This window comes from Streptomyces sp. NPDC020422 (genome assembly GCF_044386705.1).
GTDB lineage: Bacteria > Actinomycetota > Actinomycetes > Streptomycetales > Streptomycetaceae > Streptomyces.
Genome location: NZ_JBIRVJ010000001.1, coordinates 73,947 through 94,717 on the forward strand (window position 1 = coordinate 73,947; position 20,771 = coordinate 94,717).

Annotated in this window: 20 protein-coding genes; 12 read left to right on the forward strand and 8 right to left on the reverse strand. The window is 72.7% G+C overall.

Translation table 11 applies throughout. The features are described 5' to 3' along the window. Window positions 1-226: 226 nt before the first annotated feature. Both ACH414_RS00345 and ACH414_RS00350 read left to right on the forward strand, forming a co-directional pair. Window positions 227-1,408 (forward strand): CapA family protein, encoded by a 1,182-nt coding sequence (locus tag ACH414_RS00345; protein ID WP_398940432.1) that lies wholly within the window; start codon window positions 227-229, stop codon window positions 1,406-1,408. A 115-nt stretch (window positions 1,409-1,523) separates the two neighbouring features. Next, on the forward strand, window positions 1,524-2,366 hold the full coding sequence (locus ACH414_RS00350) for a polysaccharide deacetylase family protein (protein ID WP_383162129.1): 843 nt from the start codon (window positions 1,524-1,526) through the stop codon (window positions 2,364-2,366). Window positions 2,367-2,444: 78 nt separating this feature from the next. Here ACH414_RS00350 and ACH414_RS00355 read toward each other — a convergent pair whose 3' ends face one another. Then, on the reverse strand, window positions 2,445-3,107 hold the full coding sequence (locus ACH414_RS00355; RefSeq protein WP_382545171.1) for a class F sortase: 663 nt from the start codon (window positions 3,105-3,107) through the stop codon (window positions 2,445-2,447). 336 nt (window positions 3,108-3,443) lie between these two features. On the opposite strand from ACH414_RS00355, the gene ACH414_RS00360 reads away from it, so the two are divergent. Next, window positions 3,444-3,929 carry a hypothetical protein gene (locus tag ACH414_RS00360; protein ID WP_382545168.1) on the forward strand — a complete coding sequence of 162 codons (486 nt, stop codon included), beginning with the start codon at window positions 3,444-3,446 and terminating at the stop codon, window positions 3,927-3,929. Window positions 3,930-4,046: 117 nt separating this feature from the next. Here the strand turns inward: ACH414_RS00360 and ACH414_RS00365 are convergent, their stop codons facing one another. The 3 genes from ACH414_RS00365 to ACH414_RS00375 all read right to left on the reverse strand — a co-directional run bounded on the left by ACH414_RS00365 (window position 4,047) and on the right by ACH414_RS00375 (window position 5,785). Then, complete coding sequence (locus ACH414_RS00365) at window positions 4,047-4,607, reverse strand: hypothetical protein (RefSeq protein WP_382545166.1); 561 nt, start codon at window positions 4,605-4,607, stop codon at window positions 4,047-4,049. 166 nt (window positions 4,608-4,773) lie between these two features. Then, a complete protein-coding gene (locus tag ACH414_RS00370; protein ID WP_382545163.1) occupies window positions 4,774-5,538 on the reverse strand; it encodes a hypothetical protein in 765 nt (254 codons plus the stop codon). Window positions 5,539-5,566: 28 nt separating this feature from the next. Further along, on the reverse strand, window positions 5,567-5,785 hold the full coding sequence (locus ACH414_RS00375) for a hypothetical protein (RefSeq protein ID WP_382545160.1): 219 nt from the start codon (window positions 5,783-5,785) through the stop codon (window positions 5,567-5,569). Between the two features lie 864 nt (window positions 5,786-6,649). Between ACH414_RS00375 and ACH414_RS00380 the strand changes: the two genes are divergently transcribed. From ACH414_RS00380 to ACH414_RS00390, 3 genes are all read left to right on the forward strand, one after another. Next, window positions 6,650-7,462 carry an SAM-dependent methyltransferase gene (locus ACH414_RS00380; RefSeq protein WP_382545157.1) on the forward strand — a complete coding sequence of 271 codons (813 nt, stop codon included), beginning with the start codon at window positions 6,650-6,652 and terminating at the stop codon, window positions 7,460-7,462. Beyond that, window positions 7,459-9,630 carry a putative bifunctional diguanylate cyclase/phosphodiesterase gene (locus ACH414_RS00385; RefSeq protein WP_382545154.1) on the forward strand — a complete coding sequence of 724 codons (2,172 nt, stop codon included), beginning with the start codon at window positions 7,459-7,461 and terminating at the stop codon, window positions 9,628-9,630. The genes ACH414_RS00380 and ACH414_RS00385 overlap by 4 nt, the downstream gene beginning before the upstream one ends. Window positions 9,631-9,771: 141 nt before the next feature. Next, a complete protein-coding gene (locus ACH414_RS00390) occupies window positions 9,772-10,185 on the forward strand; it encodes a VOC family protein (protein WP_382545151.1) in 414 nt (137 codons plus the stop codon). A gap of 105 nt (window positions 10,186-10,290) precedes the next feature. Here ACH414_RS00390 and ACH414_RS00395 read toward each other — a convergent pair whose 3' ends face one another. Next, entirely contained in the window at window positions 10,291-11,199 is a 909-nt protein-coding gene (locus ACH414_RS00395; RefSeq protein ID WP_382545148.1) for a LysR family transcriptional regulator, read from the reverse strand. Between the two features lie 96 nt (window positions 11,200-11,295). Here ACH414_RS00395 and ACH414_RS00400 point away from each other — a divergent pair, with 96 nt between their 5' ends. The 5 genes from ACH414_RS00400 to ACH414_RS00420 all read left to right on the forward strand — a co-directional run bounded on the left by ACH414_RS00400 (window position 11,296) and on the right by ACH414_RS00420 (window position 16,239). Then, window positions 11,296-12,030: a succinate dehydrogenase gene (locus tag ACH414_RS00400; RefSeq protein ID WP_382545145.1), complete on the forward strand. Its 735-nt coding sequence runs from the start codon at window positions 11,296-11,298 to the stop codon at window positions 12,028-12,030. Window position 12,031: 1 nt separating this feature from the next. Continuing rightward, window positions 12,032-13,975 carry a fumarate reductase/succinate dehydrogenase flavoprotein subunit gene (locus tag ACH414_RS00405; protein ID WP_391767996.1) on the forward strand — a complete coding sequence of 648 codons (1,944 nt, stop codon included), beginning with the start codon at window positions 12,032-12,034 and terminating at the stop codon, window positions 13,973-13,975. Then, entirely contained in the window at window positions 13,972-14,715 is a 744-nt protein-coding gene (locus tag ACH414_RS00410) for a succinate dehydrogenase/fumarate reductase iron-sulfur subunit (protein WP_382545139.1), read from the forward strand. The genes ACH414_RS00405 and ACH414_RS00410 overlap by 4 nt, the downstream gene beginning before the upstream one ends. Window positions 14,716-15,001: 286 nt before the next feature. Next, window positions 15,002-15,391: a tyrosinase cofactor gene (locus ACH414_RS00415; protein ID WP_398940433.1), complete on the forward strand. Its 390-nt coding sequence runs from the start codon at window positions 15,002-15,004 to the stop codon at window positions 15,389-15,391. Between the two features lie 20 nt (window positions 15,392-15,411). Then, window positions 15,412-16,239 (forward strand): tyrosinase family protein, encoded by an 828-nt coding sequence (locus ACH414_RS00420; RefSeq protein ID WP_382545134.1) that lies wholly within the window; start codon window positions 15,412-15,414, stop codon window positions 16,237-16,239. Window positions 16,240-16,260: 21 nt separating this feature from the next. Here the strand turns inward: ACH414_RS00420 and ACH414_RS00425 are convergent, their stop codons facing one another. Then, complete coding sequence (locus ACH414_RS00425) at window positions 16,261-18,696, reverse strand: ATP-binding cassette domain-containing protein (protein WP_398940434.1); 2,436 nt, start codon at window positions 18,694-18,696, stop codon at window positions 16,261-16,263. Beyond that, window positions 18,680-19,756, reverse strand: a complete 1,077-nt coding sequence (locus ACH414_RS00430) for an LLM class flavin-dependent oxidoreductase (protein WP_398940748.1) — start codon at window positions 19,754-19,756, stop codon at window positions 18,680-18,682. Before ACH414_RS00430 ends, ACH414_RS00425 begins: the two co-directional genes overlap by 17 nt. Window positions 19,757-19,978: 222 nt before the next feature. Here ACH414_RS00430 and ACH414_RS00435 point away from each other — a divergent pair, with 222 nt between their 5' ends. After that, the gene (locus ACH414_RS00435; RefSeq protein WP_382545129.1) at window positions 19,979-20,467 is read left to right on the forward strand and encodes a hypothetical protein; all 489 of its coding nucleotides are present in this window, start codon (window positions 19,979-19,981) and stop codon (window positions 20,465-20,467) included. Window positions 20,468-20,480: 13 nt separating this feature from the next. On the opposite strand, the gene ACH414_RS00440 is transcribed toward ACH414_RS00435, so the two are convergent. Beyond that, on the reverse strand, window positions 20,481-20,699 hold the full coding sequence (locus ACH414_RS00440) for a dodecin (RefSeq protein WP_382545126.1): 219 nt from the start codon (window positions 20,697-20,699) through the stop codon (window positions 20,481-20,483). Window positions 20,700-20,771: the final 72 nt, after the last annotated feature.

A 20,771-nucleotide genomic window follows, 5' to 3' on the forward strand; every position in this document is an offset into this window, starting at 1 on the left:
GCATACGGACGAGGAGCGACAGGGAACGGACAGCGGGATGCGACGAACGGTCGCACCGCGCGGTGAACGGTAGGGCGAACGGTACGCCGCGCGGGCACCGGGAACCCTTGCGTCCGATTCAGCGGGATTTGCCCTGCTCTGCGGCAATGACCCTTGACTGGGCCCTTTGCTGACGATCAATTCAAAGGAACAGATGTTCATCCTATGAATCAGTGGAGTTCGGCAGATGCCCCCACGCACCAGAACCGGCGCGACGGCCCTCGCGGCCGTCCTGCTCGCCGCCGCCACCGGATGCGCCGCCCAGGACCGCGCCCCCGAAGCGCCCCGCCGCACCCCCCACCCCCCGGCGGCCCCCGGCGGAGCGTCCGCACCGGCCGGCTTCACCCTCGTCGCCTCCGGCGACGTGCTGCCGCACGACTCCATCATCCGCCAGGCGTCCGCCGACGCGGGCGGCGCGGGGTACGACTTCCGCCCCATGCTCTCGGGGGTGAAGCCCGTCGTGTCCGCCGCCGACCTGGCGATCTGCCACATGGAGACCGTGTACGGGGAGGAGGGCGGCCCCTACACCGGCTATCCCGCCTTCAAGTCGCCCCCCGAGATCGCCGCCGCCCTCAAGGAGACCGGCTACGACTCCTGCTCCACCGCCTCCAACCACACCCTCGACGACGGCGCCGCCGGGCTGCGCCGCACCCTCGACGCCCTCGACAAGGCGGGCGTGCGGCACGCCGGATCGGCCCGCACCGCCGAGGAGGCGGGCAGGCCCGCCCTGCTCAAGGCCGGCAGCGCCACCGTGGCGCAGCTGGCCTACACGTACGACACCAACGGCTACCCGCTGCCCGAAGGGCAGCCCTGGGCCGTCGACCTGATCGACGAGCAGAAGATCATCGCCGACGCCCGGGCCGCCCGCAGGGCCGGCGCCGACGTCGTGGTCGTCTCCGTCCACTGGGGCACCGAGTGGCAGACCGCGCCCGACGACCGCCAGCTCACCCTCGGCCGCGCCCTCACCGCCTCGACGACCGGCGGCCGCCCCGACATCGACCTCGTCCTCGGCACCCACGCCCACATCCCGCAGGCGTACGAGAAGGTCAACGGCACCTGGATCGTCTACGGCATGGGCGACCAGATCGCCGGCGACATGATCAACTACGAGGGCTCCTACGACAAGCGCGGCAACCAGGGCACCCTCGCCCGCTTCACCTTCGCCCCGCCGGCCGCGCAGGGCGGCCGTTGGGAGGTCTCCCGGGCCGAGTTCCTCCCGCAGTTCTTCGACACCGCCCGCGGCCGGGTCGTGAACCTCAACGCGGCGATCGGGAAGGGCGAGGAGCAGTACACCGAGACCCGCGACACCATCCGCGAGGTCGTCCTCGGCCGCGGCGCCGCCCGAGACGGCCTGGTCATGGGGGAATAGCCGCGCCGCCCGGCTGCGGCCTTCGGCCCATCGGGTGTTTTCCGGCACGCGGCCGGTGTCGCTGAGAAGCGTGCGCGGTCCTCCGTACGAACCATTGGTCATGAAAAAGGATGAGATGACCACGGGGCGGCGGTCGTTGCTGCGGCTCGCCGCCGCCCTCGGGGCCACCGCCACGGTCGGGGTCCTCGCGACGGACCGGATGGGCGGCCCGGACGCCGGACCCGCGACCGGCGCGGCGCCCCCGGCCCGTCCGGCCGGTGCTCCGGGAGCGCAGGCGCACGCCCGGCTGCGGCCCGCCGCCTACCGCCTCCAGCCCATGACCGGCTACGCGCCCCCCGCCTTCCGACGGGCGATCCCGCCGGTGCGCACCCGGCCCTTCCTCCATCTGACCGGCGTCGGCCGCTCGATGGTGCTCACCTTCGACGACGGCCCCGACCCCCGCTACACCCCCGAGATCCTCGCCACCCTGCGCCGATACGGCTGTCGGGCGATGTTCTTCGTCTGCGGCGAGATGGCCGTCGACAACCAGGATCTGCTCAAGGAGATGGCCGAGGACGGGCACGTGGTCGGCAACCACTCCTGGTCGCACCCCCTGGTCCCGAAGCTGCGGCCCTCCCGCATCCGCCAGGAGCTCGGCTCCACCAGCGAGGTCATCGAGCGGGCCATCGGCGCCCCGCCGCTCTGGTACCGCGCGCCCTACGGGGCGTGGAACCGGCTCTCCTTCGAGATCGGCGCCGAGCTGGGCATGGAGCCGATGGCCTGGACCGTCGACACCCTGGACTGGCAGGAGCCCCCCACCGACTCCATCGTGCGCCGGGTCCTGGACGGCGCGGGACCGGGGATCGTCGTGCTGAACCACGACGCGGGCGGCAACCGCTCGCACAGCGTGGCCGCGCTCAAGCGCTATCTGCCCGAACTCCTCGACGCGGGCTACAGCATCACCGTCCCGCGACGCTGAGCGGCACCGCCCGGCGCGGACGGGACGAGGGCCCCGGCGCGTTCCCCCGCGCCGGGGCCCTCCTCCTTGCCCGGGACGCTACCGCGAGCCCACCATCCGGGCGTAGACGACGACGTTGCCGTCGTAGCCGCGCGCCCGCGAGTAGCCGCCGCCGCAGGTGATCACCCGCAGCTCGGGCTCGCCGGTGTCCGCGTACACCTGCACACCGGGGAAGTCGTTCTTGGCGTACACCTCGACCCCGTAGATCTCGAAGACGGCGACCCGGCCGTCGTACCGCTCGACCTCGATGTGCTGGCCCTTCTGCAGGGAGCCGAGACCGTAGAAGACGGCGGGGCCCGCCATGTTGTCGACGTGGCCCACGACGACGGAGGTGCCGCGCTGGCCCGGCGCGATGCCGTTCTGGTACCAGCCGGCGAGGTTGGCGTCCTGGGGCGGCGGAGCGGCGATCCAGCCGTTCTGGTCCAGGCCCACGTCCATGACCGGGGCGGCGACGCGCAGTGCCGGGATGCGGATCCGGGAGGCCGGGGCGAAGGGCAGCGGTTCGAGTCCGGCGGCCGCGGTCGGAGCGGGGCCGACGGGACGGGTGACCGGGCGGGCCGCGGCGGTGGGCTGGGGCGGTCCCGATTCGAAGCCGACCCCGTTGCGCATTATCGCCAGCCCGGACAGCATGACGAGGGCCAGGGCGCCCCACGGTTGGCGTCTTCTGGCCGCGTCGAGGACGCTGAAGTCCTTGGGCCTCATGGTTCTCCCATCGTGGCGTCACGGGAACGTCACGGGAACGGTAAGGGCGCCCGGACCGACCGGCGATCGGGGCGGGGCGAACGGGTGTCGGCCGTCGGTGCGGCGGCGACCGGGTGATGACCCATCCGAGTAATCGTCAGATCATCGTCCTTACCGTGCGTGACCTGCGGGTCCGTCGGATCCCCACCCCCGTTCGGCGGGCGCCCCCGGTCACCGGGGTGGCCCAAGGCCGACATGCGAGGCTCGTCCCGGCTTGTGATGGTTCGTCATGGAAGGCGTACTCGTCGAATCTCCCGGAGCTACCGCTTTGGGGCGTCTTCCACTGGAGGTTCAACCATGCGTGCTGCACGCACTCTGGCGGTGACGGCGACCGCGTTCGCGGCGCTCGGGCTCGCGGCCCCCCTCGCCACCGCCACCAACGGGCCGACCAATGTGCAGGTCAACCCGTACGACGTCCATGCCGGCTCGACGATCACCATCACCGCCAAGGGCTGCGGTCACGGTGGCACGGTCACGTCCAACGCGTTCCCCGAGACCAACCTCTCGGTGAACTCCAACGGGCTCTCCAGCGCGATCGCCCGCGTCTACAACAACGCGACGCCCGGCAGCTACAACCTCGCCGTCAAGTGCAGCGACAACAGCAGCGTCGTCACGCACCCGTTCCGCGTCCTGCCGGGTCGCGGCGCCCAGGGCGGTCTGGGCGGCTCGCTCGCCCCGAGCTCCACCGAGATGGCCGTCGGCGGCAGCCTGGTCGCCGCGGCCGCGCTGGGCGGGGGGCTGTTCATCGCCCGCCGGCGCCGTATGTCCGGCGCTGGGGTCTGACCGGTCGAACCTCCCGGTCGGCCCGCAACGCCCGTCGTCCCCGAGTCCTGACCAGGGCCCGGGGACGACGGGCGTGCGGGGCGCGAGCGGTACGGGCGCGGGCACCGGGCGCACCCGTCAGTGACGCCGGCCGTCGGCGGCCCTGCGGCGCACGACCAGCACGACACCGGTGGCCGCGGCGAGCACCATGGCCCCGCCGGCCGCGAGCGTCCAGGTCCCGGCCGATCCGACCGAGCCGCCGAGACCGCCCTGCACCCCACGGGGCGGGGGCAGCAGCGTCGAGGCCGCGGTGGGCGTCGAGGTGCTGCCGCCGCTGATGGTCAGGTCGACCGTGCCGGCGATCCCGCCGGTGCAGTTGAACGACACCGTGTAGACGGCGCCCCGCTTGGCGTCGATGTCCACGGTCGCGGTGGCCGCCGAACCCGGGGCGATGGTGACCGTGTCGAAGATGCCGGCCGAGGCCGTCGCCGTACTCGCGCAGCCCGGGGCGCTCAGGGTGATCCGGCCGCCCGGGGCGACGACGCCGGGGGAGACGACGAAGTCGCCCGCCTGCTTCGCCCTGGGCGCCTGGGGGCGGGGCGCCGCCGGGGGGCCGTCGGCGGCGACGGCGAGGGGGGCGGCCAGGGCGAGGGCGGCCGCCCCCAGCACAGTGGTGGTGGCGGCACGTATCGCGCGCATGGTGAATCCTCCGGGTCCCGAGGCGCAGCTGCGGAAGCGGTTTCCACACATCACCTGACATGCACCTCGATGCCCGACACGCTAGGAGCCCCCTATCACAGCCGCGATCCCAGACGTGCAAATGGGGCACCGATGTCCCCCGCCCGGCCCATGTTCCGGCCGCTGATCAGCCCGTGAGCTGCGGGAACAGATCGGTGAACGGCGCGGCGGTCGCCGCGATGCCCCGGCCGAACGGCGCGTCGAAGTCCCAGATGAGGAAGAGCAGGAAGGCGATCAGCGCGCTGAAGAGGCCGGCGAGCAGCAACTCCTTGCCCGTGCGCCTGATCTGCAGCGTGAAGATCAGGCCCACCGTCACCAGCGCGCCGATGATCAGACCGAACCACACCACGCCCGGCATCGTGTCTCCCGCGCTCTGCCCGCGGGCCCCGCGGGCGTCGTCGGCGACCGCCACCTGGTCCACCAGCGGCTGATAGGCCTGGCCCTCGAAGTCATTGGCCGGCTGGTAGTCGGTGACGCTCCTGCGGATCTTCTCCAGGAGCTCCGTGCCCCTGTCGCTGAGCTCGCCCTCCTCCGACATGTGCGGGAACTCGTCGGTGACCACGTAGCGGACGTACGCGTCCACGTCGGCGCGGATCCGCTCCCGCACCGCCACCGGGTACACCTCGGCGCGGGCGGAGATCTCGTGCAGCGCCTGAGCCTCCTGGCGGACGGTCTCCTGGGCGGCGCTGCGGGCCTCCCAGACGCCGGCGATGGCGAGGCCGAGGACGATGGCGTAGACCACGCCGATCATCATCGTCATGTACTCGATGACGTCCGGGGTCTCACTGGGGTCGTCGTCCTCGGGGATCCTGCGGTGGTTGATGACGACGATGGTCAGGACGACGGCGCACGCGGCGGCCATCGCGATGGTCAGGACAAGCCATTCGGACACGGTTCTCCTCCGGTGGCGGAGCGCGGGCTCAGCGGGAGCGGGGGCGCAGGATCGCGGTCGCGATCACGGCCGGGGCGGTGACGAGCAGGGTGGTGGTGAGGACGTTCGGGGCGCTCTTCGGCTTCGCCCGGGCCGCCGTGCGCCGGTAGTGCGGCAGGGCGACGGGCGCGGGCGGGCGCGGACGCAGGGTCGGCGGGGGCGAGGGCTTCGGCGGCGCGGGCGGCTCGGCCTCGGGTGTGGCCGGCACGGGCTCCGGGGCCGGCCGCGGCGGGGGAGCGGTCCGCACGGGAGGCGGGGGCTTCGGCGCGGGCGGGGGCGGCGTCGGCTTCGGCGGTTTCGGCGGCTTGGGAGGCTGGGACGGTCGGGGCGGGTGCGTGGGATGGGGTGGATGCGTGGGGTGGGGTGGGTGTGTCGGGTGGGGCGGGTGCGGGGGGTGCGTGGGAAAGCACGGCCCCGGACCGATCACGGAGACCGAGGTGTGCGAACCCCCGGGCCCGGTCGAGGCGTAGGCACAGGCGTCGGCGGCGACGGGCACCGGTGTGGACAGCAGCCACACGAGGGCGCCGGCCGCCAGGGGCCGCGCCAGGCGCGATACGTACGGAGACAGCGGAGACGACGGAGACACGCCGAGCAGCTTGATCACACGAAGCGGGCCGTAGGCCCGGAACGGCCCCGGATTCCCCGGATGGAGGGGATCTCGATGTGCACGGGTTTGACGTTTCCGCTGACTTTGCCGACCTGTTGGTGCGCAGTGCTCCCAAAGGGCTTGCTGTTGCGCCGGATTGGGGCGTAATGGCACGGAGTCGCCCGCGCGGGGGAGTCCTTGGGCGGGAAGTGGCCGGTACTCGTCGCCCGTGAGGACCGGTCGAGGGCCCCTCCGCCGCCTCCGGACTGCGGGGGAACGCCCGCACGGCCATATGCACGTGAAGGTGCACGGGCCGAAGGCGTGAACTCTTCCGTTCCCGCCGCACGTGCCAATGGCGTGTGACCAAGAACGGATCGCGAATTTCCGTTTCTACTCGCTCTCCAGGCAAGCGATCAGTAGCCTCAGCTCGAACGTCGGCTGCGAACACATGGCCGCATCCCCCATGGCGACTTGTTGGAGACTTTGATGGAGCGTCCCGCCTGGGCTCCGCCGGGTATCGATATTTCGGTGCCGAGCGTGTCCCGTATGTACGACTTCTATCTGGGCGGCTCGCACAATTTCGAAGTGGACCGGGAAGCGGCCCGCAAGGCCATGGCGTTCATGCCGGGACTCCCCAAGATCATGCAGGCGAACCGTGCCTTCATGCGCCGGGCCGTCCGCTACGCCGTCGACCACGACGTCACCCAGTTCCTCGACATCGGCTCCGGCATACCGACCTTCGGCAACGTCCACGAGGTGGCGCAGGCCGCCAGCGACGCGGCACGCGTCGTCTACGTCGACCACGACCCGGTCGCCGTCGCCCACAGCCGGGCCGTCCTCGCCGGCGACGAGCGCTCGGCCGTGCTCGCGGCCGATCTGCGCAAGCCCCGCGACATCCTGGACAGCCCCGAGGTCACCGGACTGCTCGACCTGGACCGCCCGGTCGCCCTGCTGCTCGTCGCCGTGCTGCACTTCCTGGAGGACGCCGACGAGCCGGCCGCCCTCGTCGCCGAACTCCTCGACGCGCTCGCCCCCGGCAGCCTGCTCGTCCTCACCCACGCCTCCTACGAGGGCGTGCCGCTGCCGCAGGACCGGGCCGAAGGCTCCGTCGACGTCTACCGCGACATCCGCAACCCGCTGGTGATGCGCCCGCGCGAGGAGATCGCCCGCTTCTTCGACGGCACCGAACTCGTCGAGCCCGGACTCGTGTCGATGCCCCTGTGGCGTCCCGACGGTCCGGACGAGGAGGAGGATCCCTATGCCTTCTCCGGGTTCGCAGGGGTGGGGCGCACAGCGTGAAGGTGCCGCCCCAGTCGGCCCGGTCCGTCGCCGACGCCGACGGACCGGAGGACAGACTCAGACGGTTCGTGACCATCTGGAGCAGGGCCGTCTTCCCGGTCACCGCGACCTCGATGACCCGTCAGGAGTTCGAGCGGCACCTGCTGCCGCTCGCCCGCGAGCTGTGCGACGCCCTGCACGCACGGCCCTTCGACACGGCCCCCGCCCACCGCGTCGGCCAGGCCCTCGTCGCGGCGCACTGCACCGACCCCGACGCGCTGGCCCGCAGCCTCGGAGTCGTCGACTCGTATCTGGTGCTGTACTGCGCGGAGCCCGACCCCGGGGTCGCGACCGCCGAGGAGTTGCGGGCCCGCTGCTCCCGGCTCCAGCACGCCGTGGCCGCCGGCTTCGCGCAGGCCCTGCGCGAACGGACCCTCAGCGAGCAGGAGTCCATCGCCCACTCGGCGCTCTCCGCCCGCAGCGCCGCCGAACTCGCCCTGCACGCCACCGAGAGCCGCTTCCGCGCGGTCTTCGAGGGCGCCGCGATCGGCATCGGCATCGCGGACCTCGAGGGCAACGTCCTGGAGGTCAACGAGACCCTCACCCGGATGTTCGGCGGCTTCGAGCAGCAGGTCCTCAGCCGCAACGTCGCCGACTGGTCGCACCCCGAGGACGGCCCGCACGTCTGGCGGCTGTACGACGAGCTGGTGCGCGGCGAGCGCGAGCACTACCGGGTGGAGAAGCCGTACTACCGCGGCGACGGCACCGTCCTGTGGACCAACCTGACCGTCTCGCTGCTGCGCGACGCGGCCGGCGCCCCCCAGTACCAGCTGGCGCTGATGGAGGACACCACCGAGCGGCGGCTGCTCAACCTTCGGCTGCGGTACGAGGCGACGCACGACGCGCTCACCGGACTGCCCAACCGGACGCTGTTCTTCGAGCGCCTGGAGAAGACCCTCGCGCCGGGCGAGGGCAGCCGCTTCGGCCTGTGCTACCTGGACCTCGACGGATTCAAGGCCATCAACGACAGCCTCGGCCACGCCGCCGGCGACCGGCTGCTCGTGGAGGTCGCCGACCGGCTGCAGGGCTCGGTCACCGCGCCCGGCGAGATGGTGGCCCGGCTGGGCGGCGACGAGTTCGTGGCGCTGACCACCGGTCCGCACAGCGAGCGCAAGGTCGCCGAACTCGCCGACCGGATGCTCGCCGCGCTCGCCACCCCCATCCGCATCGACGGGCGCGAACTGACCGTGCGCGGCAGCGTCGGCGTGGTCGAGGGCCCGGCGGGGGAGCGCACCGCGGCCGAGGTGCTGCGCAGCGCCGACATCACCATGTACCGGGCCAAGTCGGCGGGCGGCAACCGCTTCGAGTTCGCCGACGCCGAGGCCGATGCCCGGGCCATCACCCGGCACGGTCTCACCACCGCCCTGCCGGCCGCCCTGGAGCGCGGCGAGTTCTTCATCGAGTACCAGCCGCTCGTGCACCTCGGCGACGGCAGCGTGCACGGCGCCGAGGCGCTCGTCCGCTGGTGCCACCCGCAGCACGGGGTGCTGGGCCCGGACCGCTTCATCCCGCTCGCCGAGAACACCGGCCTCATCGTGCCGCTGGGCCGCTGGGTGCTGCAGGAGGCCGTGCGGCAGGCCCGGTTCTGGCAGCAGCGGCACGCCGACGGCGGCCCGCTGCGCATCAACGTCAACCTGTCGCCGACCCAGCTGCACCACCCGCGGCTCGTCGCCGACACGGTCGACGTCCTGGAGCGCTCCGGGCTGGAGCCGGGCGCGCTCTGCCTGGAGGTGACGGAGTCGGCGCTCATCGGCGCCGACGACGACCTGCTCAAGCCGCTGCGGCAGCTCGCCGAGATGGGCGTGGACATCGCGCTCGACGACTTCGGCACCGGCTACTCCAACCTCGCCAACCTGCGCCGGCTGCCGGTGAGCGTGCTCAAGCTGGACCGCTCCTTCACGCAGGGCATGCAGCAGCACCCGGTGGACCCGGTGGACCTGAAGATCGTCGAGGGGATCGTGCAGCTGGCCCACAGCCTGGAGCTCGCGGTCACGGTCGAGGGGGTGGAGACCGGCGCGCAGGCCCAGCAGCTGCGCGAACTCGGCTGCGACACCGCCCAGGGCTGGTACTACGCCCGCCCAGGCGCCCCGGACCGGATCCACTCCCTGGTGCTGGCCGACGCCGTCTAGGCCGGGTCCGGAAGGTCCCGCCCGGCCCGGCGGGTGCGGTGTCCGCCGTGACAGGCGGGCGGACACCGTCGCCCTGCCGTTGTCGGAGGCCGGGGTTACAGTGCGCGCATCCGAGGTCCCCACCCGATCCAGGAGGTTCGCATGGCCTCGCGACTGAACCCGTACCTCACCTTCGGCGGCGACGCCCGGCAGGCGATGGAGTTCTACCGGGAGGTGTTCGGCGGCACGCTCACGCTCAACACCTACGGTTCGTTCGGCCAGGCGGACACCCCGCTCGCCGAGAAGATCATGCACGGCATGCTGGAGACCCCGAGCGGCTTCACCCTGATGGGTGCCGACAACCCGCCGGACATGCCGCGCGCGGACGGTGCCAACTACTCCGTCAGCCTCAGCGGTGACGACGACGCCGAGCTGCGGGGCTACTGGGAGCGCCTGTCCGAGGGCGGCGCGGTGGCCGTGCCGCTGGACAAGCAGATGTGGGGCGACGTCTTCGGCATGTGCACCGACCGCTTCGGCGTCCCCTGGATGGTCAACATCACCGCCGCCCAGGGCTGACCCGCCGCTCGGGCCCGCCGGCGACGGCCCGTGGGCAGCGCCCGGCCCGCGGGGAGCGGTGCGGGCCCCGCGGGCGTCGAACCAGGCGGGGCCCGTCGGCCGTCGTCAGCCCGCCGTCGTCCCGGCCGCGGGCTGCTTGCGGGAGGCCATGAGCAGCTTCTGCAGCTCGCGCGCCGCCCTCGGGGGCGCCACGTCGCTGCGGTGCGCCAGCGCGATCGTGCGGCGCAGCCCGGGCCGGGCCAGGGCCGTGACCCTCAGGTCGCGGCCCGCGCGGGCCGCCACCATCGTCGGGACGACGGCGACGCCGAGCCCCGCCCGCACGAATCCGATGACGGCGTCCATCTCGCCGCCCTCCACCGTGAACGAGGGCTCGAACCCCTCCGCCCGACAGGCGGCCACGGTCAGCTCCCGCAGGTCGTAGCCGTGCCGGAACATCACCAGGGGCTGCTCGCGCAGGTCGGCGATCCGCACCGGCCGCCGCGGCGCGGGCGCCGAGGCCGCGGAGACCACCACCAGGTCCTCGGTCAGCAGCTCCACCGTGGTCAGGGCCGGCGAGGGCGTCGGCAGCGGCAGCACCACGAGCGCCAGATCCAGCGCCCCGCGCGCCAGCTCCCGTACGAGATCGTGCGAACCGCCCTCCTCGATGAGCAGCCGGATCCCCGGATGCAGGTCGTGGAAGGTGCGCAGCACGTCCGGCAGCAGGCCCGTGCACAGGCTGGGCGTCGCCCCCAGCCGCACCCGGCCGCGCCGCAGCTGCACCAGCTCCTGCACCTCGTGCCGGGCGGTGTCCGTGTCGGCGAGGATCCGGCGGGCCAGCGGCAGCAGCGCCTCGCCCGCGTCGGTCAGCGCGATGTTGCCCCGGGCCCGGCTGAACAGCTCCGCGCCGAGCTCCTGCTCCAGCGCCTTGATCTGCTGGGAGAGCGAGGGCTGGGAGACGTGCACCCGCTCGGCGGCCCGGGTGAAGTGGCGGGTCTCGGCGACGGCGACGAAGTAGAGGAGCTGCTGGAACTGCATGAGACCCAGCCTACCCCGCATCATAGGCCTCTCCTATCGAGATCAGCCGAACCATGTCTTGGACCTCTCGGGTCCTTCGCCCCTACCGTCGCTGGCATGGCTCTGGCTACCAAGACCGACCGGAAGGCCGCCCCGTCGGCGGGCCGGCCGCCCGCCGCCCCCACCCGGGGCTTCTGGGCGTCCACGATCGGCAAGAAGACCGTCATGGCCGTCAGCGGCCTGACGATGCTCGCGTACCTCGTCGCCCACGTGGCAGGAAACCTCAAGGTCTTCTTCGGACCCGAGGAGTTCAACGCCTACGGCCACTGGCTGCGCACCATGGGCGCCCCCGTCCTCCACCACCAGTGGGGCCTGTGGATCGCCCGGATCGTGCTGCTGGCCGCCGTCGTCGCCCACATCGTCTCCGCGTACCAGCTCAGCCGGCGCGACCTCAGGGCCCGCCCCACCGCGTACGTGCACCGCCGCAGGGGATCCGGCTACGCCACCCGCACCATGCGCTGGGGCGGCGTCATCCTCGCCCTCTTCCTCGTGTGGCACCTCCTCGACCTGACCACCGGCACCGCCCACCCGGGCGGCTTCGAGGAGGGCAAGCCCTACCAGAACGTCGTCGACACCTTCTCCACCTGGTACGGCGACACCGTCTACATCGTCGCCATGCTCGCCGTGGGACTGCACGTCCGGCACGGCTTCTGGAGCGCCGCCCAGACCCTCGGCGTCGGCAACGCCCGCCGCGAACGCGTCCTGAAGTTCCTGGCCAACGCCCTCGCGCTCGTCCTGACCGCGGGCTTCGTCTCCGTCCCCGTCGCCGTCATGACCGGAGTGGTGAGCTGACATGAACGCCGCTGACTACGTACTCGGCGCGCCGATCGCCGACACCAAGGCCCCCACCGGCCCCGTCGCCGAGCGCTGGGACACCCGCCGCTTCGAGGCCAAGCTGGTCAACCCCGCCAACCGCCGCGGCCACCGGATCATCGTCGTCGGCACCGGCCTCGCCGGCGGCTCCGCCGGCGCGACCCTCGCTGAACAGGGCTACCAGGTCGTCCAGTTCTGCTACCAGGACTCCCCGCGCCGCGCCCACTCCATCGCCGCCCAGGGCGGCATCAACGCCGCCAAGAACTACCGCAACGACGGCGACTCCGTACACCGCCTCTTCTACGACACCGTCAAGGGCGGCGACTTCCGCGCCCGCGAGTCCAACGTGCACCGGCTCGCCCAGATCTCCGTCGAGATCATCGACCAGTGCGTCGCCCAGGGCGTGCCCTTCGCCCGCGAGTACGGCGGACTGCTCGACACCCGCTCCTTCGGCGGCGTCCAGGTCTCCCGCACCTTCTACGCCCGAGGCCAGACCGGCCAGCAGCTCCTCCTCGGCGCCTACCAGGCGCTGTCCCGGCAGATCGCTGCCGGAAACGTCGAGATGCACCCGCGCACCGAGATGCTCGACCTGATCGTCGTCGACGGGCGCGCCCGCGGCATCGTCGCCCGCGACCTGGTCACCGGCCGGATCTCCACCCACTACGCCGACGCGGTCGTCCTCGCCACCGGCGGCTACGGCAACGTCTTCTACCTGTCCACCAACGCCATGAACTCCAACGCCACCGCCGTGTGGCGGGCCCACCGGCGCGGCGCCTACTTCGCCAACCCCTGCTTCACCCAGATCCACCCCACCTGCATCCCGCGCACCGGCGACCACCAGTCGAAGCTGACCCTGATGAGCGAGTCGCTGCGCAACGACGGACGCATCTGGGTCCCCAAGGCCCAGGGCGACACCCGCCCCGCGGGCGAGATCCCCGAGGACGAGCGCGACTACTACCTGGAGCGCATCTACCCCTCCTTCGGCAACCTCGTCCCCCGCGACATCGCCTCCCGCGCCGCCAAGAACGTCTGCGACGAGGGACGCGGCGTCGGGCCCGGCGGCCAGGGGGTCTACCTGGACTTCGCCGACGCCATCCGGCGCATGGGGCGGGCCAGGGTCGAGGAGAAGTACGGCAACCTCTTCGACATGTACGAGCGGATCACCGCGGAGAACCCCTACGAGGTGCCGATGCGGATCTACCCCGCCGTGCACTACACGATGGGCGGGCTCTGGGTCGACTACGACCTCCAGACCACGGTCCCCGGCCTCTTCGCCGTCGGCGAGGCCAACTTCTCCGACCACGGGGCCAACCGCCTCGGCGCCTCGGCCCTCATGCAGGGCCTCGCCGACGGCTACTTCGTGCTCCCCGCCACCATCAACGACTACCTGGCCCGCCACCCGCACAGCGAGCCCGTCACCGACGAGCACCCCGCCGTACGGGAGGTCCTCGCCGAGACCGAGGACCGGCTGCACCTCCTGCTCGCCGTCGACGGCGACCGCACCCCCGACTCCTTCCACCGCGAACTCGGCGAGCTCATGTGGGAGTTCTGCGGCATGGCCCGCACGGACGAGGGCCTGCGCAAGGCGCTGCGCCGGATCCCCGAGATCCGCGAGGAGTTCTGGCGGCGCATCAAGGTGCCCGGCACGGGAGAGGAGTTCAACCAGTCCCTGGAGAAGGCCAACCGGATCGTCGACTACCTCGAACTCGCCGAGCTGATGTGCCTCGACGCCCTGCACCGCGAGGAGTCCTGCGGCGGCCACTTCCGGGAGGAGTCGCAGACCCCGGACGGCGAGGCCGCCCGCCGCGACGAGGAGTTCTCGTACGTCGCCGCCTGGGAGTTCGACGCCGACGGCGCCCCCGTCCTGCACAAGGAAGACCTCGTCTTCGAGTACGTCCACCCCACCCAGCGGAGCTACGCATGAGGCTCACCCTGCGCGTCTGGCGCCAGAAGAACGCCGACGCCGAAGGCGCGATGTCCACCTACGAGGTGGACGGCATCTCCCCGGACATGTCCTTCCTGGAGATGCTGGACACCCTCAACGAGGACCTCATCCTGCGCGGCGAGGATCCCGTCGCCTTCGACCACGACTGCCGCGAGGGCATCTGCGGAGCCTGCAGCCTGGTCATCGACGGCGACGCCCACGGTCCCGAGCGCACCACCACCTGCCAGCTGCACATGCGCTCCTTCCGCGACGGCGACACCATCGACGTCGAGCCCTGGCGGGCGGCCGCCTTCCCCGTGGTCAAGGACCTCGTGGTCGACCGCTCCGCCTTCGACCGGATCATCCAGGCGGGCGGCTACATCAGCGCCCCGACCGGCTCCGCCCCCGAGGCCCACGCCACCCCCGTCCCCAAGGCCGACGCGGACTTCGCCTTCGAGCACGCCGAGTGCATCGGCTGCGGCGCGTGCGTCGCCGCCTGCCCGAACGGCTCGGCGATGCTCTTCACCTCCGCCAAGGTCAACCACCTGGGCGTGCTGCCGCAGGGTGCCCCCGAGCGCGAGACCCGTGTCCTCGACATGGTCGCCCAGATGGACGCCGAGGGCTTCGGCGGTTGCACCCTCACCGGGGAGTGCGCCACCGCCTGCCCCAAGGGCATCCCGCTGCCGTCGATCGCGGCGATGAACAAGGAATGGCTGCGGGCCAGGCGGAAGGTGCGCTGATTCCGGACAGGCTGGGAGCGTGAGCCCCGCCACGTCGGGCGCCCCGGAACGAAAGATCGTTCACGAGATCGTCGTGATCTTCACAGAACTTTCGTTCCGGGGCGTTTCCGTGCCCCCGAACCGCAAGATCAACTCCGTTCAAGGCTGTACTGATCATGGCGAGTTGTCCATATCGCGGCCAACCCGTTCCGGTCGATTTCCGGCGCGCCGACACCTCCGGGTACTCATGGGCACTGCCGGGGGCATATGACCAAACCCCCGTCGTACCAGTCCATTTGGGGGTTTCATGTCCAGCATCACCCGTCGCCGGGCCCTGGGAGTCGCCGCGGGCGCCGCCGGTGCCGCCGCGGGCCTCGCCCTGGCCGGCTCCGCCGGCGCCGCCACGCCGGGCACCGCCGCCGCGGCCGGCGCGGAGCCGGCCGCCTTCGACGAGGTCTACCAGGGCCGCCGCATCAAGGGCGGCCCCACGCACGGGGGCGGCCACCACGGGGGGCATCACGGGGGCGGCTACTCCGTGACGATCGACGGCGAGGAGCTGCACGTGATGCAGAACGCCGACGGCACCTGGATCAGCGTCATCAACCACTACGAGCCGGTCGCCACGCCCAAGGCGGTGGCCCGCGCGGCCGTCCGCGAACTCCAGGGCGCCCCGCTCGTCCCCCTCACCCTCGCCTGACCTCCGGGAGCCACACCGCCATGACCGTACGCAAGAACCAGGCCACGCTCACCGCCGACGAGAAGCGGCGTCTCGTCGCCGCCCTCCTCGAACTCAAGCGCTCGGGCCGCTACGACACCTTCGTCACCACCCACAACGCCTTCATCATGAGCGACACCGACAGCGGCGACCGCGTCGGCCACCGCTCGCCGTCCTTCCTGCCCTGGCACCGGCGCTTCCTCATAGAGTTCGAGCAGGCCCTGCAGTCCGTGGACGCGACCGTCACCCTGCCCTACTGGGACTGGACCGCCGACCGCACCGCCCGCTCCTCCCTCTGGGCCCCCGACTTCCTCGGCGGCACCGGCAGAGCCCGCGACGGGCAGGTCACCGACGGCGCCTTCGCCCGCGCCGGCAACCGCTGGACCGTCAACGTCCGCGTCGACGGCCGCGACTACCTCCGGCGCGACCTCGGGGCCGGCGGCCGGCAGCTGCCCACCCGCGCCGAGGTCGACTCCGTCCTGGCCATGGAGACCTACGACACCGCACCCTGGAACAGCTCCTCCGACGGCTTCCGCAACCACCTGGAAGGCTGGCGCGGCGTCAACCTCCACAACCGCGTCCACGTCTGGGTCGGCGGGCAGATGGCCACCGGCGTCTCCCCGAACGACCCCGTCTTCTGGATGCACCACGCCTTCATCGACAAGCTGTGGGCCGAGTGGCAGGCCCGGCACCCCAAGTCGGCCTATCTGCCGGCCGCGGGCACCGCGAACGTCGTCGACCTCCACGACACCATGCGCCCGTGGAACGACGTGACCCCGGCGGACATGCTGGACCACACCCGCCACTACACCTTCGACACGGCGGCCTAGGCCGCCTCGGGAGGGTCCCGCCTAGCGTGCGAGGCCCAGGGCCCGGGCCAGATAGGGAGCCGTCCGGCTCTCCGCCGCCCGGGCCACCTCGGCGGGCGGGCCCGCGGCCACGATCCGGCCCCCCGCGTCGCCGCCGCCGGGCCCCAGGTCGATCACCCAGTCCGCGGTGGCGACCACGTCCATGTCGTGCTCGACCACGATCACGGTGTGACCGGCGTCGGCCAGGCCGTGCAGCTGGCGCATCAGCACCTCCACATCGGCCGGATGGAGCCCCGTGGTCGGCTCGTCGAGCACGTACAGCGTGTGCGCGCGGCGCGGCCGCTGGAGCTCGGAGGCCAGCTTGATGCGCTGCGCCTCCCCGCCGGACAGCTCGGTCGCGGGCTGGCCGAGCCGCAGATAGCCGAGGCCCACGTCGAGCAGGGTGCGCAGGGCCCGGGCCGCCGCCGGGACCTGTGCGAAGAACTCGGCGGCCGACTCCACCGTCAGGTCGAGCACCTCCGCGATGGTGAGGCCGCGCAGCCGCACCTGGAGCGTCTCCGGGTTGTAGCGGTCCCCCCGGCAGTCCGGGCACGGCGCGTACGTGCTCGGCAGGAACAGCAGCTCGACGGAGACGAAGCCCTCGCCCTGGCAGGTCTCGCAGCGCCCACCGGGCACGTTGAACGAGAAGCGGCCCGCCTTGTAGCCGCGCTCCCGGGCCTCGTCCGTGGCGGTGAAGAGCTTGCGCACCACGTCGAACAGACCTGTGTACGTGGCCAGGTTGGACCGGGGCGTGCGGCCGATCGGCTTCTGATCGACCGTCACCACCCGCTCCACCCCTGGGATTCCCTCCGCAAGCACGCTCACCAGGGTCGACTTGCCGGAACCGGACACCCCCGTGACGGCCGTGAGCACGCCCAGCGGGAAGGCGGCGTCGAGACCGCGCAGATTGTGCCGGGTGACCGGCCCGGTCCGCAGCAGCCCGGACGGCTCGCGCACCTCGCGCACGGGGCCGGGCGCCCGGTCGAAGAGGAAGCGGCGGGTCGCCGAGTCGGGCACCTGGGCGAGTCCGTGCGGCGGGCCGCTGTGCAGCACCCGGCCGCCGTGCACCCCGGCCCGCGGGCCCACGTCCACCAGCCAGTCCGCGTGCCGCACCACATCGAGATGGTGCTCGACCACGAACACGGTGTTCCCCGCGGCCTTCAGCCGGTCCAGGACCACGAGCAGCGCCTCGGTGTCCGCCGGATGCAGACCGGCGGACGGCTCGTCCAGCACGTACACCACTCCGAAGAGCCCCGACCGCAGCTGGGTGGCGAGCCGCAGGCGCTGGAGCTCGCCGTTGGACAGGGAGGGCGTCGCCCGGTCCAGGCTCAGATAGCCGAGGCCCAGCTCCGTGACCGTGCCGATCCGCGCCAGAAGGTCCTCGGCGAGCACCCGGGCGGTCTCCGAGGCGCCGCCCGCCGCCGGCCCCGTCAGCGCGCCCTCCAGCGTCCGCGCCAGATCGGTCAGCGGCAGCCCCGCCAGCTCCGCGATCGTCCGGCCCGCGAACGTCACCGCCAGCGCCTCCGGGCGCAGCCGGCTGCCCCCGCACACCGGGCAGGGACTGCTGGTCAGGAAGCGCTCCGCCTTCGCCCGCAGTGTGGCGCTCTTCGAGTCCGAGAAGGTGTGCATCACATAGCGCCGGGCGCTCATGTACGTGCCCTGGTAGGGGCGTTGGATGCGCCCCGCCTCCCGTACCGGATGGACCGTCACCACGGGCTGCTCGTCCGTGAACAGGATCCACTCCCGGTCCTTCGCGTCCAGCTCGCGCCAGGGCCGGTCCACGTCATGGCCCAGGGTGTCCAGCACGTCCCGCAGGTTCTTGCCCTGCCACGCGCCCGGCCACGCGGCGATGGCGCCCTGGCGGATCGACAGCCCCGGGTCCGGTACGAGCAGCTCCTCGCTGGTCTCGTGCACCCGGCCCATGCCGTGGCACGAGGGGCAGGCCCCGGCGGCGGTGTTGGGGGAGAAGGCGTCGGAGTCCAGGCGCGGCGCCCCCGGCGGATACGTACCGGCGCGGGAGAACAGCATCCGCAGCGAGTTGGACAGCGTCGTCACCGTGCCGACCGAGGAGCGCGCGTTCGGCGCGGCCCTGCGCTGCTCCAGGGAGACCGCCGGCGGCAGTCCGGTGATCTCGCCGACCTTCGGCGCCCCCACCTGGTGGATGAGCCGGCGGGCGTACGGCGCCACGGACTCGAAGTAGCGGCGCTGGGCCTCCGCGTAGATCGTCCCGAACGCGAGCGAGGACTTGCCCGAGCCCGACACCCCCGTGAACACGGTCAGCGCGTCCCGCGGGACGTCGACGTCCACGCCCTTGAGGTTGTGTTCGCCAGCGCCCCGGACGCGGACGAACGGATCGTGCGCCCCGGACGCCGGGGCGGACGGGAGCGCGGACGGGGAGTCGGCCGCGGGCGGGGGTGTGGCGTCAGTGCGGTCGTGCATCCGACGAGTCTAGGCGGCCCTTCGCGTTTGCCCTGGTCAGGCCCACCGCGTGGGCGAGCCCGCGGTACGAGTCGAGCAGCGCGCCCCGGTCGTACGTGCTCGTCGTCACCAGCACCTCCTGCGCCCCGGTCTCCTTCACCGCCGCCGCCAGCGCCTCGACGACCTGCTCCTTCGTCCCGTGGATGTGGCCGGAGAGCCCCGACGCGTAGAAGCCGCGCTGCTTCTCCGTCATCCCGTCGGCCCCGGCCGCCTCCAGCTGCTCGATCCGCTCCGGCGGCGCCAGCGGCGGGAAGACGCCCCGTGTCCGGGAGTACGCGAGCGACCACGCCTCCGGCATCAGCAGCCGCCGCGCCTCCTCGTCCGTCCCGGCCACCACCACCGTGCCCGCCACCACCACGTACGGCTCGGGCGACCAGGCCGACGGGCGGAACGCGGCCCGGTAGGAGTCGATGGCGGCGAGCAGCCGCGAGCGTCCGCGCAGGTCCCCGATCACCAGCGGCAGCCCGGCCGCCGCCGCGATCGCCGAGCCCTCGCCGGTGGCCAGCACGAAGGGCGGCACCCGCAACCCCTCGGCGGGGCGCGCGTGCACCTCGGGATGGGCGGTCCGGTCGCCCGTGAACCAGCCGAGCAACTCCGCCAGTTGTTCGCCGAACCGGTCCGCGTCCTCCTTGTCCCGGCCGAGGGCCCGCCGGATGCCGTCCGTGAAGCCGACGGAACGGCCGAGGCCCATGTCGATCCGCCCGGGGAAGAGGGACTCCAGGACGCCGAACTGCTCGGCCACGACCATCGGCTGGTGGTTCGGCAGCATCACCCCACCCGTGCCCACCCGGATCCGCGAGGTCGCGCCCGCGACGGCCGCGGCCAGCACCGTCGGCGCCGAACCGGCCACCCCCGGCACGCTGTGGTGCTCCGACACCCAGAAGCGGTGGTAGCCCAGCGCCTCCGCCTCCCGGGCCAGTCGCACGGTGTCGCGCAGCGCCTGGCCGGCGTCCTCGCCCTCGCGGGTGCGGGAGCGGTCGAGGACCGAGAAACGGATGCCGGCGAGGGCCGGGGGCGTCATGGTGCTCACGAAGGGTTCAACGTACGGCGCCGCCGAGGATTCCCGGTGCGGGGTGCGGGGTGCGGGGTGCGGGGTGCGGGGTGCGGGGTGCGGGGTGCGGGGTGCGGGGTGCGGGACGTCGGGCGCGGCGCATGGTGGGGGGCCCGGCCGGTGGCCGGCGTGGCCCGCGTGGTGCGTGGCCGGTGCGCGGGTCGTGTCGGTGTCGGTCCCTAGGCTGGGGGAGTGACCCGACACCGCAGGCCGCTGGCCGTCTTCGACCTGGACAACACCCTCAGCTCCACCGCCCACCGGCAGCACTTCCTGGAAGGGAAGCCGCGCGACTGGGACGGCTTCTTCGCCGCCGCGCCCAAGGACCCGCCGCTCGCCGAGGGCGTCGCGCTATGCCGGGAGGCCGCCGAGGAGTGCGAGATCGTCTACCTCACCGGCCGGCCCGAGCGCTGCCGCCGCGACACGCTCGCCTGGCTCGCCGCCCAGGGGCTGCCCGAGGGGCCGCTGCACATGCGACGGGGCCGCGACTTCCGCCCGGCCCGGCAGACCAAGCTGGAGGTGCTGCGCCGCCTCGGGGAGGACCGCCAGATCCGGATGCTCGTCGACGACGACGAGCTGGTCTGCGAGGCGGCCGAGGCGGCGGGCTTCACGGTGGTGCGCGCCCGGTGGGCCACGCCGTCCCAGGCGCTGAAGGACGCGCAGGAGGGGGAGGGGCGGACCTGAGGGCGCGCCCCGGTCAGCTCTCCTCGTCCTCGAGTCGGAAGCCGACCTTGAGCCCGACCTGGTAGTGCTCGATCGCTCCGTCGACGAGGTGTCCGCGGACCTGCGTGACCTCGAACCAGTCGAGGCCCCGCAGGGTCTGCGAGGCACGCTGGATGCCGTTGCGGATGGCTTGGTCGACGCCCTCGGTGGACGTGCCGACGATCTCGGTGACGCGGTAGGTGTGGTTCGACATGGGAGCCGGACTCCTCTCGGTGCGTTCCCTCCACGGTGCCCCACCCCGCCGGGGTCCGCGACACGGCGGTGC

Excerpts from the sequence above, each read along its gene's own strand:
- ACH414_RS00345 (WP_398940432.1), top strand. The coding sequence starts at position 227 with ATGCCCCCACGCACCAGAACCGGCGCGACGGCCCTCGCGGCCGTCCTG.
- ACH414_RS00350 (WP_383162129.1), top strand. The coding sequence starts at position 1,524 with ATGACCACGGGGCGGCGGTCGTTGCTGCGGCTCGCCGCCGCCCTCGGG.
- ACH414_RS00355 (WP_382545171.1), bottom strand. The coding sequence starts at position 3,107 with ATGAGGCCCAAGGACTTCAGCGTCCTCGACGCGGCCAGAAGACGCCAA.
- ACH414_RS00360 (WP_382545168.1), top strand. The coding sequence starts at position 3,444 with ATGCGTGCTGCACGCACTCTGGCGGTGACGGCGACCGCGTTCGCGGCG.
- ACH414_RS00365 (WP_382545166.1), bottom strand. The coding sequence starts at position 4,607 with ATGCGCGCGATACGTGCCGCCACCACCACTGTGCTGGGGGCGGCCGCC.
- ACH414_RS00380 (WP_382545157.1), top strand. The coding sequence starts at position 6,650 with ATGGAGCGTCCCGCCTGGGCTCCGCCGGGTATCGATATTTCGGTGCCG.
- ACH414_RS00390 (WP_382545151.1), top strand. The coding sequence starts at position 9,772 with ATGGCCTCGCGACTGAACCCGTACCTCACCTTCGGCGGCGACGCCCGG.
- ACH414_RS00395 (WP_382545148.1), bottom strand. The coding sequence starts at position 11,199 with ATGCAGTTCCAGCAGCTCCTCTACTTCGTCGCCGTCGCCGAGACCCGC.
- ACH414_RS00400 (WP_382545145.1), top strand. The coding sequence starts at position 11,296 with ATGGCTCTGGCTACCAAGACCGACCGGAAGGCCGCCCCGTCGGCGGGC.
- ACH414_RS00405 (WP_391767996.1), top strand. The coding sequence starts at position 12,032 with ATGAACGCCGCTGACTACGTACTCGGCGCGCCGATCGCCGACACCAAG.
- ACH414_RS00410 (WP_382545139.1), top strand. The coding sequence starts at position 13,972 with ATGAGGCTCACCCTGCGCGTCTGGCGCCAGAAGAACGCCGACGCCGAA.
- ACH414_RS00415 (WP_398940433.1), top strand. The coding sequence starts at position 15,002 with ATGTCCAGCATCACCCGTCGCCGGGCCCTGGGAGTCGCCGCGGGCGCC.
- ACH414_RS00420 (WP_382545134.1), top strand. The coding sequence starts at position 15,412 with ATGACCGTACGCAAGAACCAGGCCACGCTCACCGCCGACGAGAAGCGG.
- ACH414_RS00425 (WP_398940434.1), bottom strand. The coding sequence starts at position 18,696 with ATGCACGACCGCACTGACGCCACACCCCCGCCCGCGGCCGACTCCCCG.
- ACH414_RS00430 (WP_398940748.1), bottom strand. The coding sequence starts at position 19,756 with ATGACGCCCCCGGCCCTCGCCGGCATCCGTTTCTCGGTCCTCGACCGC.
- ACH414_RS00440 (WP_382545126.1), bottom strand. The coding sequence starts at position 20,699 with ATGTCGAACCACACCTACCGCGTCACCGAGATCGTCGGCACGTCCACC.